This is a genomic window from Amycolatopsis sp. FDAARGOS 1241 (assembly GCF_016889705.1).
In the GTDB taxonomy this organism is placed as follows: Bacteria; Actinomycetota; Actinomycetes; order Mycobacteriales; family Pseudonocardiaceae; genus Amycolatopsis.
In genome coordinates this window covers 9,446,891-9,460,934 of the sequence record NZ_CP069526.1, presented here as the reverse complement: position 1 = coordinate 9,460,934, position 14,044 = coordinate 9,446,891, and the positions used below count along the sequence as shown (strand labels likewise).

The window sequence follows — 14,044 nt, the reverse complement described above, 5'->3', positions numbered from 1 at the left end:
ACGGGCTACACTTGCGCCATGCGGGTGATCACCCAGCGGGAGTTCCGCAACAACTCCGCGGCGGTCATGGACGCGGTCGAGGCCGGCGAGACATTCCACGTGACTCGCAACGGCGTGGAAATCGCCGAGCTGCGACCACTCTCCACCCATCGCTCACTCACCACCGAGGAGCTGATCGCCCGGCGCCGGCGACTGCCCAGGGTGGACTACGCCCAGCTGCGTCGCGACATCGACGAGTTCTTCGGCGAGGAACGCCTGACTGACGACAACCCGTGGGAACGCGCGTGACTGAACGGCACGCAGTGGGTGTGCTCGACACTTGCGTGTACCTCAGGCTCGTCGCCCTCGACCCGCAGAAGCTACCGGTTGTTTCCGAGATCACGACGATCACGATGGCCGAGCTCCACCAGGGCGTCGCGGTGGCGAAGGACGCGGCCACGCGAGCCGCGCGCACTGAAGACGTCGGTGCGGCACTCGTCGACTACCGGCCCCTCCCGTTCGACACCGACGCCTCGACCCGGTTCGGCTCACTGGCAGCGCTCGTCGTGGCAGCGAAACGCGATCCGCGCCCCCGCAAGACGGACCTGATGATTGCGGCGATCGCGTCGTCACGGGGTCTGCCGCTGTACACCAGCAACGTGCGGGACTTCCGCGGCCTGGAGAGCCTGGTCGAAATCGTCGAGGTCTGAGGACGACGAGGGGCTGCCACCCGCGAGTGGCAGCCCCTATTCGGAAAGGCCCTACTTGGCCCGGTTGCCCGCCGAGCCGAGAGCCTGGCAAGCCTCGACCACGCGAGCGGCCATGCCACCCTCGGCGGCCTTGAGGTAGCTGCGTGGGTCGTAGACCTTCTTGTTGCCGACCTCGCCGTCGATCTTCAGGACGCCGTCGTAGTTCTTGAAGAAGTGGTCCGCGATGGGCCGGGTGAAGGCGTACTGGGTGTCGGTGTCGACGTTCATCTTCACCACGCCGTAGGACACCGCCTCGCGGATCTCCTCGGCCAGCGAGCCGGAGCCGCCGTGGAAGACGAGCTCGAAGGGCTTGGCGCCGGCGTCGAGGCCGAGCTTCTTGGCTGCCGCCTCCTGGCCGCCCTTGAGGACGTCGGGGCGGAGCTTGACGTTGCCCGGCTTGTAGACGCCGTGCACGTTGCCGAAGGTCGCCGCCAACAGGTAGCGGCCCTTGTCGCCCGAGCCGAGCGCGTCGATGGTCTTCAGGAAGTCGCCCTCGGCGGTGTAGAGCTTCTCGTTGATGTCGTGGGCGACACCGTCCTCTTCGCCGCCGACGACGCCGATCTCGACCTCGAGGATGATGTTCGCCGCGGACGTCTTGGCGAGCAGCTCCTGCGCGATCTCCAGGTTCTCGTCGAGGTCGATCGCGGAGCCGTCCCACATGTGCGACTGGAACAGCGGGTGCTGCCCGTTCTTCACGCGCTCGGCCGAGATCTCGATGAGCGGGCGCACGAAGCCGTCGAGCTTGTCCTTCGGGCAGTGGTCGGTGTGCAACGCGACGTTGACGTCGTACTTCGCCGCCACGACGTGGGCGAATTCGGCCAGCGCGGTCGCGCCGGTGACCATGTCCTTCACCTTCTGCCCGGAGGCGAACTCCGCACCGCCGGTGGAGAACTGGATGATCCCGTCGCTCTCCGCCTCGGCGAACCCGCGGATCGCGGCGTTCACGGTCTCCGACGAGGTCACGTTGATGGCCGGATAGGCGAACTCGTTCGCCTTGGCCCGGTCCAGCATCTCCGCGTAGACCTCGGGGGTGGCGATGGGCATCGTTTCCTCCTCGGAACTGACTGTCTTCTCAGGCGCATCGTACGAGGTGGACCGGCCTCGTGGGCCGGTCCACCTCATGTGGGCTTTCTATGTGCCCCATCTCAAGTTGAACGATTCAGAACAACTCGGCCGCGAGCGCCCGGTAAGCGGGGAACGGGTCCTCGTCCAGGACCTGGAGGTTCACGTGGTCGGCGCCGGCCTCGAGGTGGGCGCGGACACCGGCCGCGATGGCCGGGGCATCGCCGTGCAGCGCCAGCGCGTCGACGAGGCGGTCGCTGCCCTCGCCGGCGAGGTCCTCGTCGGTGAACCCGAGCTTGCGCAGGTTGGCGGTGTAGTTGGACAGCCGCAGGTAGAACTGCACGGTTTTGCGGCCGAGCGCACGGGCCTTATCGTCGTCGGTGTCGAACACGACCTTGTGCTCCGGCGCGAGCAGGGGGCCTTCGCCCAGGACCTCGCGCGCGGTCCGGGTGTGCTCCGGCGTGACGAGGTACGGGTGCGCGCCCGCGGTGCGGTCGCCCGCCAGCTTCAGGACCTTCGGGCCCAGCGCCGCCAGCGCACGGGACTCCTTCGGGACGCCCGCCGCGTCGAGCGCGTCGAGGTACTCGACGAGCGCGGTGTACGGCTTGGTGTACTGCTGCGTCGCCTCCGGGTGACCGGCGCCGATGCCGAGGAGGAACCGGCCGGGGTGCTTCTTCTCGATCCGGTGGAACGCCTTCGCGATCGCGGCCGGGGCGTCGGCCCAGATGTTGACGATGCCGGTCGCGACGGCGAGGCGCTCGGTCGCGTCGAGCAGCTCTTCCACGATCGCGAGGTCGCCGCCGGGCGAGCCGCCGAGCCACACCGCGCCGTAGCCGAGCTTCTCCACCTCCGCGGCGAACTCGCCGTTCGTCTGCGTGGCACCACGCCAGATGCCGATCTTGCCCAGTTCGATAGCCATGAACCTTCCCAACGCACGTCGGATTGCGGATTCTTCCGTGTTCCCAAGGTAGTTTCGTGGCATGACGAAGCTCGGCAACTCGGACCTCGACGTGTACGGCCTCAACCTGGGCTGCAACGTCTTCAACTTCACCGCGGACGAAGAGACTTCCCACGCGGTGCTCGACGCCTACGCTTCAGCCGGCGGCAACTTCCTGGACACTGCCGACGTGTACGGCGGCGGAGGCGGTTCCGAAACGATCATCGGCACCTGGCTCACCCGCCGCGGCCGCCGCGACGACATCGTGATCGCCACGAAGGTCGGCGCGTGGGAGCAGCGCAAGGGCCTCTCGGCCGCGAACATCACGGCGGCGGCGGAAGATTCGTTGCGCCGCCTGCAAACCGACCACATCGACCTGTACTACGCGCACCGGGACGACCAGGACACGCCGCTCGAGGAAACCCTCGCGGCGTTCGACTCCCTCGTACGCGCGGGCAAGGTGCGCTACATCGCCGCGTCGAACTACTCCGCCGAACGGCTCACCGAGGCACTGTCCATTTCGGACCGTGAGGGCCTCGCCCGGTACGTCGCGCTGCAGCCGCACTACAACCTCGTCGAGCGGGACTACGAGAAGGACCTCGCGCCGCTCGTCGCGCGCGAGGGCCTGTCGACGCTGCCGTACTTCTCGCTGGCGATGGGCTTCCTGACCGGCAAGTACCGCTCCCACGACGAACTCGGCGACTCCCTGCGGGCCCCGCGCGCCGTGAAGTACCTGGACGAGCGCGGTTCCCGGGTGCTCGCGGCGCTCGACTCCGTGGCCGCCGCGCACGGCACGTCGGTTGCCGCCGTGGCGCTGGCGTGGCTGCGCGTGCAGCCGACGGTGGGGGCGCCGATCGCGAGCGCGCGGACGACGGAGCAGCTGACGGACCTCATCGCGTCGGTGTCGCTGAACCTGACCGACGCGGAGCTCACGGAGCTGAGCACGGCCTCGGCTTGACGCTCCAGGGTGCCCTCCCCGGGCCGGGGAGGGCACCCGCGCGTCAGAACGCGCTGATGTTCTGCGCGCGCTCCCGGCGGGTCAGAGTGCTGACGACGGCACCCTGACCGTGCCGGCGGACCGCGAGCCGGGCGAGCAGCGCCAGCACCGGCACGAAGGCCGCGTCGGGGAATTCGGGCGCCGGGACGCCGAGGCTCGCCGCGAGGTCGGCGGAGTGGACGATGAGTTCCAGCAAGCGGGTGTGCAGGAAGTCGTCGCGGCGCAGCGACCAGCCCTGCCACGGGATGTCGACGGTGTCCGCAGCTTCGGGCAGGCGGTCGGCGACGGAGGCGAGGTCCGCGTCGAAGCGCGCCAGCATCCAGTCGACCCCCTCGGCCGCTTCGGCGTCGTCGGCGGTGCGGTCGTTGGCCGGGTCGTGCACGGATTCGGCGGTGACCCACGCGGCGCGGGCGTAGTGCTCGTCGACGACGGCCAGCGTCGGCAGGGTCGGCGGCGCCGCCAGCAACTCGGCGGCACGGGTCACCTGGCGGGCGAGGTGGCAGGCGAGGGCGCCCACGGACAGCTCCGGCAACGCGCTGGGTTCGGCCCAGCGCTTGCGCAGGGCGTCGGCGCGCAGCAGCGTCGAGCAGACAGCGGCGGCGTCGAGAAACGGCTGGTCGAGGTTCCCCACAGGCGAATGATCCATGCCCGCAATCGTGGCACCACCCGAACCTACCGAGAAGTAGCTTACTCGGGGTAGGTTGAGGTACCGTCCCCTCCCACAACCGAGTTCAGGAGGGCACCGTGGCCATGAACGTCGACGGGAAGGTCGTGTTGATCACCGGGGCTGCCCGGGGGATCGGGGCCGGGCTGGTGGAGCGGCTGGCCGCGCGCGGGGCGAAGGTGGCGCTGGTCGGGCTGGAGGCCGAGGAGCTAGCGGCGGTCGCGGGGCGGATCGGGCCCGACGCGCGGGCGTGGGAAGCCGACGTGACCAGCTGGGACGACCTCGAAACCGCGACGAAGGGCGTGGTCGAGCACTTCGGCGGAATCGACGTCGTGATCGCCAACGCGGGCATCGCGACGGCCGGTTTCGTGCGGTCCGTCGACCCGAAGGCCTTCGAGAAGGTGATCGAGGTCGACCTGCTCGGGGTGTGGCGGACGTTCCGCGTGACGCTGCCGCACGTGGTCGAGCGGCGCGGGTACCTGCTGGCGATCTCGTCGCTGGCCGCGATCACGCATGCGCCCGGCATGGCGAACTACGCGGCGGCGAAGGCGGGCGTCGAGGCGTTCTCGAACAGCCTGCGCGCCGAGGTGGCGCACCTGGGCGTGAAGGTGGGCGTCGCGCACCCCACGTGGATCCGGACGAACCTGGTCGAGAGCGCCGACGCGCACCCGGTGTTCGGCAAGCTCCGCGCGTCGATGCCGGGGCTGATCGGCAAGACGTACCCGCTCGACGTGGCCCTCGACGACCTCGAAGCGGGCATCCTCAAGCGCGCGCGGACGATCCACGTGCCACGCTGGGTCGGCGGCCTGAAGCTGCTGCGCGCGTTCCTGCCGCCGATCGTCGAACTCGGCAGCCGGACCCGCGTGCCGGCGGCGGACCAGGCCGCGCTGGACGACATCGAGCAGCGCGGCGCATACGAGTCGGCGGTGACCGGCCACGGCGGACGGGCTGCGACCAAACAGGAGTAGAGGAGCCGCGCATGTCCCGTCGCGACCAGATCCGCATGGCACCGGAGGAAGTCCGCGCCTACCTCGCCGAGCAGAAGGTGATCAACGTCGCCAGCATCGGCCCCAACGGCCGGCCCCACCTGGCGCCGCTGTGGTACTTCCCGCACGAGGACGGCGTCGCGACGTGGACGTACGGCAGCTCCCAGAAAGCGAAGAACCTCCGCCGCCTGGCGGAGGCCACGGTGCTGATCGAAAGCGGCGACTCCTACGAGAAGCTGCGCGGCGTCTCCCTTGAGGCGGACGTGCAGATCATCGAGGACACCGACGAGGTCACGCGCATGGGCATCACCCTCATGCAGCGCTACGCCGGCGCCAAGCCGGGCGACCCGGTGCCCGACGAGCTGCGCGAGTTCATCGGCCGCCAGGCCCCGAAGCGCATCGGCTTGATCTTCCACCCGACGAAGGTCGTCTCCTGGGACCACACGAAGCTCGGCGGAACGTACTGATGGGTAGCTGTTACTTTCAAACTGTTACCTGGGGTAACGCCCTCTTCGGCAGACCCCCAGCGCAGCGGAGGCCGACAGATGACCGAGCGGTTCGAGGTCGTGATCGTGGGCACCGGGTTTTCCGGGCTCGGACAGGCGATCCAGCTCGAGAAGGCCGGCATCCGGGACTACGTGATCCTGGAGAAGGCCCGCGAAGTGGGCGGCACCTGGCGGGACAACTCGTACCCCGGGTGCGCCTGCGACGTGCAGTCCCACCTGTACTCGTTCTCCTACGAGCAGAACCCGGATTGGTCCCGGTCGTTCTCGCCGCAGCCGGAGATCTTCGGGTACCTCAAGGGCGTCGCGGCCAAATACCGGCTGCGCGAGCGGATCCGGTTCGGTGTGGAGATCACGGGCGCGCACTGGGACGAGCGCGAACGCCGGTGGACCATGACGGCCAAGGGCGGCACGGAGTTCTCGGCGCAGTTCCTCGTGTCGGGCATCGGTGGTCTGCACATCCCGCAGATCCCGCAGCTGCCGGGCAGCGAGAAGTTCGAGGGCCAGGCCTGGCACTCGGCGCGGTGGAACCACGAGTTCGACGTGCGCGGCAAGCGCGTCGCCGTGGTGGGCACGGGCGCGAGCGCCGTCCAGTTCGTGCCGCGGATCGCCCCCGAAGTGGCCGAGCTGACGCTGTTCCAGCGCACGCCACCGTGGGTGATGCCGAAGCCGGACCACGCGATGCCGGGGTGGGCGAAGCGGGCGTTCCGGTCCGTCCCGGGTGCGCAGCGCGCCTACCGCAACGCGCTGTACTGGCTGCTGGAATCCCGCGCGATCGGCTTCAACGGCCACCCGAAGCTCCTGCACGCCGCCGAAACGCTGGCGCGCCGGCACATCGCCAAGGGCATTGCCGACCCGCGGCTGCGCGCCAAGGTGACGCCGGACTACACCATGGGCTGCAAGCGCGTGCTGCTGTCCAACGACTACTACGCGGCACTGAACCGACCCGATGTCGAAGTGGTCACCGACACCGTCGCCGCGGTGCGCGAACGCAGCGTGGTCGACACCGCCGGCGTGGAGCACGAGGTGGACGCGATCATCTACGGCACCGGCTTCCACGTCACGGACGCGCTGGAGTACCTGGACATCACCGGCGTCGAAGGCCGCAGCCTGGCGAAAGCCTGGGCCACGGACGGGATCCGGACGCACAAGGGCATCACGGTGGCCGGCTTCCCGAACCTGTTCTTCCTCCTCGGCCCGAACACCGCACTGGCCACAACTCCGTGGTGTTCATGATCGAAGCACAGTCGCGCTACGTCGTCGACGCGATCAAGCTCGCCGAGTCCCACGGTGCCGCCGCGCTCGACGTGCGCCCGGCCGTGCAGGACGAGTTCCAGCGCGAGATCCAGGCCAAGCTCGTCAAGGGCGGGTGGACCCAGGGCGGCTGCACGAGCTGGTACCTCGACGCCAGGGGCGTGAACCGCACGATCTGGCCCGCCTTTCACGTGGACGTACTGGCTGCAGACGCGCCGTGTCGAGCCCAGCGACTACGAGCTCACCGGCCGCCCGTCCTGAGCACCGACCGCGAGCAGATCGTCCGGCACGTCCGCGACGTCCGGTTCGACTGAGCCGCGCTGCCGATGCACGGGGTCACCCGCGAACCGCAGGCCCCGCACAGCATCAACGTCTCGCGCTGCCTTCGAGCCGGGTGCGGCAGTACTCGCTGTGCGGCGACCCGGGTGACCGCTCGCACTACCACGGCCGTGCGGCGGGCTCGTACCCGTTCGTCGCGGGCGAAATCGGGAACACGCCGATCCTGCCCGTGGTCCACGGCGGTGGCGGCCCGTCTACACGGGACGCTCACGCGAGTCCATGCCGTTTCTGGGAGAACTTTCGCATTTGCCGGACGGCCGCGTGGGGCCGGCCCGACACCGAGTACGGGCTCGCCGCCTCGGGCGCGGGCCCCGCACTCGGCGGACCTGTGATCAGGCCTGCGGCACCCAGGCGCCGAGCACCGGCTGGTACTCGCGCACGATTCGTTCTGCGACCACACCTTCACGCTGGTAGGGGTCGTCGTCGAGGAGCTCCTTGAGCGCCCCTTCGTCGGCGGCCTGCCACAGGACCAGTCCACCGGAGTTGTCGGCGAGCGGGCCCGCGACGGCCACGCGGCCCGCTTCGGAGTGCCCGCTCAGCCACTCACGGTGACGCGGCCGCACCTCGGCCAGCTTGTCCTGCACGTAACGGATTTCGACGAGGTACCAGGCCATGTGGATCTCCCGGGTGAGTGCTGCGGTGACGCCGCGAACGCTACCGGGCAACAACGGGCAGTCCCAGCATCCGAGCAGTGGCGTGAGCAGGCCGACCCGATACGCTAGGGCTCGCGTGAGACCGCTCGGCGCAGGGCACCACCGGGGTCGAGAACAGGCGAGAACAGGCAGGGGTACATGCTGGAGGGCAACGCGGAGCACGAGGTCGAACGCAGTGTCGAAGCGACGCTCGGGCACCTGCGGACCATGGACGGACCAGTTCCGGCGCAGCAGCAGAGCACGCCGCTGACCCTCGAGGACCTCTACCGCCAGCACCGGATGCGGCTGGTGCGGCTCGCGATCCTGCTCGTCGACGAGCCGGCGACCGCGGAGGACGTGGTGCAGGAGGCCTTCACCGGTCTGCACCGCAACTGGGGCCGCCTGCGCGACGCGGCCGCCGCCGTGGGTTACCTGCGCACCGCCGTGGTCAACGGATCACGCAGCGTGCTGCGCCGGCGCAAGACCGCGCGCGAGTACGTGCCGCCGCACGCGGTGAACGCGCGCTCCGCCGAAAGCCTCGCCATGCTGTCGAGTGAACACCAGGCTGTGGTGAATGCCTTGTCGAAGCTGCCGCCGAGGCAACGGGAAGTGCTGGTCCTGCGGTACTACGGTGGCCTGAGCGAGGCCGAGATCTCCGAGGCCGCCGGGATCTCGAAGGGTACCGTTAAATCAACCGCCAGCCGGGCACTGGAGGCCCTGCAGAAGGCGATGCAGACACCGCAGTGACCCGGGTGGACCAACCTCGATCACTGAGTTGCGTAGCCATGTCTGGTCCAGACCAATATATGCTGGGAGGCGTGAAGCACGCCGGAGACTTCGTCATCACGGGCGGCCGCGTCGCCGCCCCGGACCGCGTACTCGACGACGGCTGGCTGGCCGTGTCCGACGGGCGGATCGCCGCGGTGGGCACGGGCACGCCCCCGGGCCGCCCGGACGCCGAGGTCGTCGACGTGGGCGGGGCGCTCGTGGTGCCCGGGTTCGTCGACAGCCACTGCCACGGCGGGGGCGGCGGCTCGTTCTCCACGCTGGACCCGGACGAGATGCTCACGGCCGTGCGCGCGCACCGGCGCCACGGCACCACGACCACGCTTGCGAGCCTGGTCTCGGACCCGATCGACGTGCTGACCGAGCAGATCGCCGCGCTGCGCGAGCTCGTGCAGGACGGCGAGCTGGCCGGCATCCACCTGGAGGGTCCGTTCATCTCCCGCGCCCGCTGCGGCGCACACGATCCGGGCACGCTGCGTGAACCGGACACGGGCACGGTCGAGAAGCTGCTGCGCGCGGGCGCCGGCGCGATCCGGATGGTCACGCTCGCGCCCGAGCTGAACGGCGGGGTGAAGGCCGTGCGACAGCTCGCCGAATCGGGGGTGATCGCGGCGGTCGGGCACACCGACGGCGTCGCCGAGCAGCTCACGCCGGCCATCGACGCGGGCGCGACGGTCGCGACGCACCTGTTCAACGGCATGCGCCCGCTGCACCACCGCGAGCCCGGGCCCGTGGGCGTGCTGCTGGACGACCCGCGGGTGACGATCGAGCTGATCGTCGACCTCGTGCACCTGCACCCGACCGTGGTGCGGCTGGCCGCGTCACACGTCGGCCGCGGCCGGACCGTGCTGATCACCGACGCCATGTCGGCCACCGACGCCGCCGACGGCCGCTACACGCTGGGCCGCCTGGAGGTCGACGTGCACGACGGCGTCGCCACCCTCGACAACGGTTCGCTGGCCGGCAGCACGTTGACGATGGACAACGCCTTCCGCAACTTGGTGAAGGGTGCCAAACTCGGTGTCCTCGACGCCGTCCGGGCGACCTCCGGGCGCCCCGCCGAGCTGCTGGGCATCGCGGACCGCACCGGGTCGCTGCGGCCCGGCCTGGCCGCCGACCTCGTCGTGCTCGACGACGACCTGCGCCCGGTCCGGGTGCTGCGCCGGGGCGAGTGGGTCGCGGAGGTCGGCCGGGCTACCTTGAGCACGTAACCGCACCGACACGGGGGAAGACGGACAGGGATGACCGAGCCGAAGGACCCGGAGCGACTGCTGGCCGACGCCCTGCGCGCCCAGGCCGTGTTCGCGCCGCACACGAGCTCGCAGCCCGCGTCCACCCCTGGCGACTCGACGGGCACCACCGACGAGCTGCCACCCCGCTACGGCCTTCTTTCCGGCGCCGGAGCCGACTCGCTGGCCCGCGAACGCGCCGCCCTCGACGACGCCGCCGGGCGGCGCACCACGCCCGCCGCGCCCGATCCGCCGACGGTCCGCCAGGCGGCTCCGGCACCCGCGCCGTTGCCGGCGTTGTGGGTGCTGCTGCTGGCGCTCCTGCTGGGGCTGGCGGCGGGTTCGGTGATCGGGTTGCTCACGCTGGTCTGACCCGGGGGTTTTCCGGACTCCTGAAATCCCCACGACCTGCGGTTGTTCTCCCTGTGCCGGTACTCAGCGTCACCCCTGTACCGTTTTCGGTGTGATTCTCGCCCAGAGCACAGTGACGACCATGTCCATCCTGCCGTCCTGGCTGGACCCGGAGCAGCTGCTGAGCGGCCTGACCGTGCCGGTCATCGCGGTGCTGTGCCTGATCATCTTCATCGAGAGCAGCATCTTCCCGGTCCTGCCGGGCGACTCGCTGCTGTTCACCGCGGGCCTGTTCATCGCCAACGGCACGCTCGACGCGCCGCTGTGGGTGGTGTGCGTGCTGGTCACGGTGGCCGCGCTGCTGGGCAACGTCTGCGGTTACTACATCGGCTACTTCGTGGGGCCGAAGCTGTTCAACCGGCCGGATTCGAAGTTCTTCAAGAGGGAGTACGTCGACAAGACGCACGCCTTCCTCGACCACCACGGGCCCAAGGCCGTGGTGCTGGCGCGGTTCGTGCCGTTCGTGCGGACGTTCATCACGTGGATCGCCGGCATCGGGCGCATGGATCCCAAGCGGTACTTCACCTACACGATCCTGGGCGGGATCCTGTGGGCCGCGGGCATCACCGTGCTGGGCGCGCTGCTGGGCAACATCGGCTTCATCCGCAACAACGTCGACGCCATCTTCGTGGTGATCGTGCTCGTGTCGGTCCTCCCGATCCTGTTCGAGTACCTCAAGGGCCGCCGCGAGAAGAAGGCGCACGCCGCCACCGCACCCGAGACCGACCCCGAGGTCACGCAGCGGATCCCGCGCGTGCGCGACTGATTCCCGAGACACGAACGAACGGCGCCGCCCGGACCGGTCCGGCGCCGTTCGTCGTGCCAGGAACGTTTTTCAGGACCTCAGCAGGACCTCAGCAGGACCTCAGTCGGTCATCGAGAACATCGAGCCCGGGTTGAACAGGTTGTCCGGGTCCAGCGCCTGCTTGAGCTGCCGGTGCACGCGCAGGCCGACCGGGCCGATCTCGCGGGCGAGCCAGTCGCGCTTGATCTTGCCGACGCCGTGCTCGCCGGTGACCGTGCCGCCGAGCGCGAGGCCCACTTCGAGGATCTCGTCGAACGCCTGCTGCGCGCGGGCGAACTGGTCCTCGTCATCGGGTGCGTAGACGATCGTCGGGTGCATGTTGCCGTCGCCGGCGTGGCCGACCACGGCGATCTTGAGACCGACCTTTTCACTCACCTGCTCGCAGCCGCGGATGAGCTCGGCGATGCGGGTGCGCGGCACGCAGACGTCGTCGGTTAGCCAGACGCCGTAGGTCTCCAGCGCGGTCAGGACCACGCGGCGGGCCTGCAGCAGCATCTTGCCCTCTTCGAGGTCATCGGTGGCGTAGACGAGGTCGGCGCCGCAGTCGGCGCAGATCTGCTCCAGCACCGCCAGTTCGCGCAGCGCGGCGTCGCCGCCGACGTCCGACTGGGCCAGCAGCAGCGCCTGGCAGTCGGAGCCCGCACCGAGATCGGTGTTCAGGTACGACTCCGACGCCTTGATCGACGCCGCGTCCATGATCTCCAGCAGCGACGGCACGAGCCCCTCGCGCACGACGCGCGCGACAGCTTCACCAGCGGCTTCCGTCGTGGAGAAGCCGGCGACGAGCGTCGCGGGCGCCTGCGGCAGCGGCCGCAGCGCCAGCGTCGCCTGCGTGATCACGCCGAGCGTGCCCTCGCTGCCGATGAACAGCTTCGTCAAGTCGTAGCCCGCCACGCCCTTCACGGTGCGGCGGCCGGTCTCGAGCAGCGATCCGTCGGCGAGCACGACCTGGAGGCCGAGCACGGAGTCGGTGGTCACGCCGTACTTCACGCAGCAGAGGCCACCGGCGTTGGTGGAGAGGTTGCCACCGATCGTGCACCAGTCGTAGCTCGACGGGTCGGGCGGGTAGAAGAGGCCGTGCTTCTCCACGGCGTTGCGGAATTCGAGGTTGACGACACCCGGCTGCACCACGGCGAGCCGGTTGCCCGGGTCGATCTCGACGATCTCGTCGAGCTTGGTGAGCACCAGGACCACGCAGCCGTCGATGGCATTGGCCGCCCCGGACAGGCCGCTGCCCGCCCCGCGCGGCACCACCGGCACCCGCGCCTCGGCACAGGCCTTGACGACCGCCTGCACCCCCGCGGTGTCGACGGGCAGCACCACTGCCAGCGGCTTTCCCGAGGGCGCGAGCGGCATCATGTCACGCGCGTAGCTTCCGGTCACGTCGGAGTCGGTGAGAACGGCCTCCTTGCCGAGCTCGTCGCGAAGTCGCTGGATGAGGGCATCGTTGCTCATGGGGTCATCGTAAAGCCAGATGTCCGCACTGCGGAACAAAAATTCCGATTTCGCCAGAACGGCTCAGCGCGCCAACCCGTACACCCGGTCGACCTTGATCGTCAGCACCAGCCGCTGGTCCGCGACCATCGCCTCGCGGTACTCGTCCCAGTCCGGGTGCTCGCCGGCGACCTTCCGGTACAGCTCGATCAGCGCCTCGACGGTCGCGTCGTCCTTGGCCGCGGCGACCGGCGTGAGCGAGGCCTCGCCCTCCGCCACGGCGTACGACCAGCCGTTCTCGCTGCCGACGTGGAAGCTCACGCGGGGGTCACGGCGCATGTTCTTCGTCTTGGCGCGCGTCTCGGTGATCGACACCTGGATCGTTCGGTTCTCGGGGTCGAAGTGGTGGCTGACGGTGGACAGCTGCGGCCGTCCGTCACGTTTGAGCGTGGCCAGGACCCCCGTCTTGCGGGAGCCGATGAGGGAGTACAGGGCTGTGTCGTCGGTCATACCTCCATCCAACCCGTCACACTCCGCTTTGTTCCCCCGTCGTCTGACCAGGGAGAATGAAGTCGGGAGAAAACGGACGAACACCCTCCGGTGAAAATCTGCTTGCATGCAACAACTAAAGTGTGATGCGACACAACCGGGGTCCGCGAGCTTGCGCGAAGCACGGATCAGGAACACTCTTGCTTTAGGCAACTAGTTGCAGCCGCCAACCAACCGGTTCGTTCACCGCGAGAAAGATCCACCGAATGGCACCGAACAGCTCCGCCACCAGGCCCAAGGGCGAGCTCGACCTGGCCGACCAGCTCGGCCACGAGCTCGTCCGGTTCGTGCGCTTGATCACCAAGGCGAAGACGCAGGTCGCCGCGCAGGGTCCGGACGGCATCGAGAGGGCCGCCTACGCGATCCTCTTCTGCCTCATCCACGAGGGCCCGCAGCGCACCAGCAAGCTCGCCGAGTTCCTGCACTCCGAGATCTCCACGATCAGCAGGCAGTCGAGCGCCCTCGTCCAGCACGGTCTCGTGGAGCGCCAGGCCGACCCCGAGGACGGCCGCGCGTGCCTGCTCGCGCCGACCACCGAAGGTTTGCGGGTTTTCGAGGAGAACCGCAAACAGCGCAACCTCTGGCTCGCCGAAGTGCTCGGTGACTGGACCGAACAGGACCGGGAAACGCTCAACGAGCTGTTCGGACGGCTCAACACCGATATCGAGAACAACTTTCCAGACATGAGCGACACCACCGTGCCGCAGCAGTCCAAGGGGGCCTAGGAA

16 protein-coding genes and 1 pseudogene are annotated in these 14,044 nt (G+C 69.3%); 11 read left to right on the top strand and 6 right to left on the bottom strand.

What is annotated here, in order from left to right:
- The first annotated feature begins 18 nt into the window (after positions 1–18).
- Both I6J71_RS45850 and I6J71_RS45845 read left to right on the top strand, forming a co-directional pair.
- A complete protein-coding gene (locus I6J71_RS45850) occupies positions 19–288 on the top strand; it encodes a type II toxin-antitoxin system Phd/YefM family antitoxin (RefSeq protein ID WP_204092568.1) in 270 nt (89 codons plus the stop codon).
- Positions 285–689: a type II toxin-antitoxin system VapC family toxin gene (locus tag I6J71_RS45845; RefSeq protein ID WP_239154289.1), complete on the top strand. Its 405-nt coding sequence runs from the start codon at positions 285–287 to the stop codon at positions 687–689. The genes I6J71_RS45850 and I6J71_RS45845 overlap by 4 nt, the downstream gene beginning before the upstream one ends.
- Positions 690–740: 51 nt before the next feature.
- Here the strand turns inward: I6J71_RS45845 and fbaA are convergent, their stop codons facing one another.
- The gene (gene fbaA, locus I6J71_RS45840) at positions 741–1,772 is read right to left on the bottom strand and encodes a class II fructose-bisphosphate aldolase (RefSeq protein WP_204092567.1); all 1,032 of its coding nucleotides are present in this window, start codon (positions 1,770–1,772) and stop codon (positions 741–743) included.
- Positions 1,773–1,887: 115 nt separating this feature from the next.
- Positions 1,888–2,709: an LLM class F420-dependent oxidoreductase gene (locus I6J71_RS45835; protein ID WP_204092566.1), complete on the bottom strand. Its 822-nt coding sequence runs from the start codon at positions 2,707–2,709 to the stop codon at positions 1,888–1,890.
- Between the two features lie 61 nt (positions 2,710–2,770).
- Between I6J71_RS45835 and I6J71_RS45830 the strand changes: the two genes are divergently transcribed.
- Positions 2,771–3,685, top strand: coding sequence for an aldo/keto reductase (locus I6J71_RS45830; RefSeq protein ID WP_204092565.1), 915 nt, complete (start codon positions 2,771–2,773; stop codon positions 3,683–3,685).
- A 43-nt stretch (positions 3,686–3,728) separates the two neighbouring features.
- Here I6J71_RS45830 and I6J71_RS45825 read toward each other — a convergent pair whose 3' ends face one another.
- Entirely contained in the window at positions 3,729–4,370 is a 642-nt protein-coding gene (locus I6J71_RS45825; RefSeq protein ID WP_204092564.1) for a maleylpyruvate isomerase N-terminal domain-containing protein, read from the bottom strand.
- A 104-nt stretch (positions 4,371–4,474) separates the two neighbouring features.
- Here I6J71_RS45825 and I6J71_RS45820 point away from each other — a divergent pair, with 104 nt between their 5' ends.
- From I6J71_RS45820 to I6J71_RS45810, 3 genes and pseudogenes are all read left to right on the top strand, one after another.
- Complete coding sequence (locus tag I6J71_RS45820) at positions 4,475–5,356, top strand: SDR family oxidoreductase (RefSeq protein WP_204097596.1); 882 nt, start codon at positions 4,475–4,477, stop codon at positions 5,354–5,356.
- 11 nt (positions 5,357–5,367) lie between these two features.
- Positions 5,368–5,841 carry a pyridoxamine 5'-phosphate oxidase family protein gene (locus tag I6J71_RS45815; protein ID WP_204092563.1) on the top strand — a complete coding sequence of 158 codons (474 nt, stop codon included), beginning with the start codon at positions 5,368–5,370 and terminating at the stop codon, positions 5,839–5,841.
- A 78-nt stretch (positions 5,842–5,919) separates the two neighbouring features.
- A pseudogene (locus tag I6J71_RS45810) lies at positions 5,920–7,392 on the top strand (flavin-containing monooxygenase).
- 410 nt (positions 7,393–7,802) lie between these two features.
- On the opposite strand, the gene I6J71_RS45805 reads toward I6J71_RS45810, so the two are convergent.
- Complete coding sequence (locus I6J71_RS45805) at positions 7,803–8,084, bottom strand: YciI family protein (protein WP_204092562.1); 282 nt, start codon at positions 8,082–8,084, stop codon at positions 7,803–7,805.
- A gap of 177 nt (positions 8,085–8,261) precedes the next feature.
- Between I6J71_RS45805 and I6J71_RS45800 the strand changes: the two genes are divergently transcribed.
- From I6J71_RS45800 to I6J71_RS45785, 4 genes are all read left to right on the top strand, one after another.
- Positions 8,262–8,849, top strand: a complete 588-nt coding sequence (locus I6J71_RS45800) for a SigE family RNA polymerase sigma factor (protein ID WP_204092561.1) — start codon at positions 8,262–8,264, stop codon at positions 8,847–8,849.
- Positions 8,850–8,908: 59 nt separating this feature from the next.
- Complete coding sequence (nagA, locus tag I6J71_RS45795) at positions 8,909–10,099, top strand: N-acetylglucosamine-6-phosphate deacetylase (protein ID WP_204092560.1); 1,191 nt, start codon at positions 8,909–8,911, stop codon at positions 10,097–10,099.
- A 30-nt stretch (positions 10,100–10,129) separates the two neighbouring features.
- Positions 10,130–10,489 carry a hypothetical protein gene (locus tag I6J71_RS45790; RefSeq protein WP_204092559.1) on the top strand — a complete coding sequence of 120 codons (360 nt, stop codon included), beginning with the start codon at positions 10,130–10,132 and terminating at the stop codon, positions 10,487–10,489.
- 91 nt (positions 10,490–10,580) lie between these two features.
- Complete coding sequence (locus I6J71_RS45785; protein WP_204092558.1) at positions 10,581–11,294, top strand: DedA family protein; 714 nt, start codon at positions 10,581–10,583, stop codon at positions 11,292–11,294.
- A gap of 99 nt (positions 11,295–11,393) precedes the next feature.
- On the opposite strand, the gene I6J71_RS45780 is transcribed toward I6J71_RS45785, so the two are convergent.
- Both I6J71_RS45780 and I6J71_RS45775 read right to left on the bottom strand, forming a co-directional pair.
- A complete protein-coding gene (locus I6J71_RS45780; RefSeq protein ID WP_204092557.1) occupies positions 11,394–12,788 on the bottom strand; it encodes an FAD-binding oxidoreductase in 1,395 nt (464 codons plus the stop codon).
- Positions 12,789–12,851: 63 nt separating this feature from the next.
- Entirely contained in the window at positions 12,852–13,277 is a 426-nt protein-coding gene (locus tag I6J71_RS45775; RefSeq protein WP_204092556.1) for a PPOX class F420-dependent oxidoreductase, read from the bottom strand.
- Between the two features lie 245 nt (positions 13,278–13,522).
- On the opposite strand from I6J71_RS45775, the gene I6J71_RS45770 reads away from it, so the two are divergent.
- Positions 13,523–14,041, top strand: coding sequence for a MarR family winged helix-turn-helix transcriptional regulator (locus I6J71_RS45770; RefSeq protein ID WP_204092555.1), 519 nt, complete (start codon positions 13,523–13,525; stop codon positions 14,039–14,041).
- Positions 14,042–14,044: the final 3 nt, after the last annotated feature.